The organism is Brevundimonas sp. (genome assembly GCF_036677305.1).
In the GTDB taxonomy this organism is placed as follows: Bacteria; Pseudomonadota; Alphaproteobacteria; order Caulobacterales; family Caulobacteraceae; genus Brevundimonas.
Map to the genome: position 1 here is coordinate 1 of NZ_JAKFEB010000267.1, position 2,282 is coordinate 2,282.

Consider the following 2,282-nt stretch of genomic DNA (forward strand, 5'->3'; position numbering starts at 1 on the left):
CGACGGCGTGATCGAGATCCGCGCCGCCGCCCGCGACGCCGGCTCGCGCGCCAAGATGGCCGTGCTGTCGAACGACTCCTCCATCGATCCGGTCGGCGCCTGCGTCGGCATGCGCGGCTCGCGCGTTCAGGCGGTCGTCGCCGAACTGCAGGGCGAGAAGATCGACATCATCCAGTGGAACAACGACGAGCCGACGTTCATCGTCAACGCCCTCGCGCCCGCTGAAGTGTCGAAGGTGGTTCTGGACGAGGAAGCCGACCGCGTTGAAGTGGTGGTGCCGGACGAGCAGCTGTCGCTGGCCATCGGCCGCCGCGGCCAGAACGTCCGCCTCGCCTCGCAGCTGACCGGCTGGCAGATCGACATCATCACCGAGAGCCAGGACTCCGAGCGCCGCCAGCGCGAGTTCAGCGAGCGCACCGCCCTGTTCCAGGAAGCCCTGGACGTGGACGAGGTCATCGCCCAGCTGCTGGTCACCGAAGGCTTCGCCACGGTCGAGGATCTGGCCTTCGTCGAACCGTACGAAATCTCGGACATCGAAGGCTTCGACGAGGAGACGGCCGAGGAACTGCAGGCCCGCGCCCGCGACTTCCTGGACCGTCAGGCCGCCATCCTCGATGCGAAACGCGTCGAGCTGGGCGTCGAGGACGGCGTCATGGCCGTTCCGGGCGTGACCGGCGCCATCGCCGTCGCCCTGGGCGAAGGCGGGGTGAAGACGGTCGAGGATCTGGCCGACCTGGCCACCGACGAAATCCGCGGCGGCTACGAAGTGAAGAACGGCGAACGGGTCAAGGTCCCGGGCGTGCTCGAGAGCTTCAACCTGGCCCAGGAAGAGGCCGAGATGCTGATCCTGCAGGCGCGCGTCGCCGCCGGCTGGATCGACGCCTCGGAACTGCCGCAGCCGCCCGAGCCGGAATACGAGGAAGAGCTGGCCGAGGGCGAATACGACGCCGACGCCGTCTTCGCCGCGCCGGAAGGCGACGAGGCTGAAGCCGTTGAAGACGAGGTCCTCGCCGAGGACCCCGAACAAACCCCCGACGCGTGATGGGAGACCGGATCGTTCATGAGTCTGCGCGAAGCGACGATCGATAGGGAACGCCGCGACCTCGTCACCCACGAGGTCATGGACGAATCTCGCCTGATCCGCTTCGTCGCCGCTCCGGACGGTTCGGTGGCCCCCGACCTGGCGCGCAAGCTGCCGGGACGCGGCCTGTGGGTCGCGGCGGACCGCGCCTCGATCGAGACGGCGGTGAAGAAGAATCTGTTCTCGCGGGCCGCCAAGGCGCCGATGAAGCCGGCCGCGGACCTTGCGGACACGGTTGAAAGCCTGCTGGCGAAACGTTGCCTGGACCAGCTGGGGCTTGCCCGGCGCGAGGGCGTGCTTATCTCAGGCTTCGAGAAATCCCTGGCCAATGTCCGGTCGGGGAAGGCCGCCTGGATCATCGAGGCGGCGGACGGGTCCGCCGACGGCCGCGGCAAGCTGCTTTCGCTGGCGAAACACATCACGCCGCGCCCGAAAGTCTGCGGCGTCTTCACGGCGGACGATTTGAGTTTGGCCCTTGGGCTGGAAAATGCGATACACGCCGTCCTGCTTGAGGGCGGGCGGGCCGATCGCTGGACCATAGAGGTCGAACGACTGGCGGGATTTCGACCGCTTCTGCCCCCGGAGTGGGGCGGAGAGCCGGCTGAGGCCCCGAACAAGGTTTTGGACGGGCGGGGTTCTGCTCCCTGATTGGGGGCAGGGCGACGCGCGGCTTTTTGTGTTTGAACGAGACGACGGCGGATCTCCCGCTGTCCCGAGTAAAGCGACCGGATGACTGACGAGAACGACAAGACCAACGACGGCGCACCGCAGGCTCCCACCGGGACTCCGTCCACGACGGGCCCGCGCGCGCCTCTGAGCCTGAAGCCCCGGCAGGCGGGATCGGTTTCGACCGGCACCGTGCGCCAGAGCTTCAGCCACGGCCGCACCAAGACCGTGGTGGTCGAGACCAAGCGCCCGCGCGCCGGCGTCGGGCCGGGCCATCAGCGCCCGCAGGGCTTCGATGTCGCCGCCCGTCCGCGCACCGATGCGCCTGCGCCCCAGGCGCCGCGTCCGGCTGCGCCTGCCGGTCCCGCCGGCGGCCGCCTGTCGACCGAGGAACAGGAAGCCCGCCGCCGCGCCATCGAACTGGCCACCAAGGCCCAGGCCGAACGCGCCCAGGCCGCCGCCGCCGAACAGGCGCGTCGCGACCAGGCCGCGCATGAACAGGCCGCCGCCACCGCCCAGGCCGCCAGCGCCGCCC

3 protein-coding genes are annotated in these 2,282 nt (G+C 69.5%); all 3 read left to right on the top strand.

Translation table 11 applies throughout. The features are described from left to right. On the top strand, nt 1-1,042 hold a 1,042-nt coding region (gene nusA, locus V6M42_RS15275; RefSeq protein WP_332679269.1), incomplete at its 5' end, for a transcription termination/antitermination protein NusA. An 18-nt stretch (nt 1,043-1,060) separates the two neighbouring features. Further along, entirely contained in the window at nt 1,061-1,729 is a 669-nt protein-coding gene (locus V6M42_RS15280) for an RNA-binding protein (RefSeq protein ID WP_332660141.1), read from the top strand. Nucleotides 1,730-1,810: 81 nt separating this feature from the next. After that, the coding region (locus V6M42_RS15285; RefSeq protein ID WP_332679270.1) for a translation initiation factor IF-2 associated domain-containing protein at nt 1,811-2,282 on the top strand (472 nt) is incomplete at its 3' end.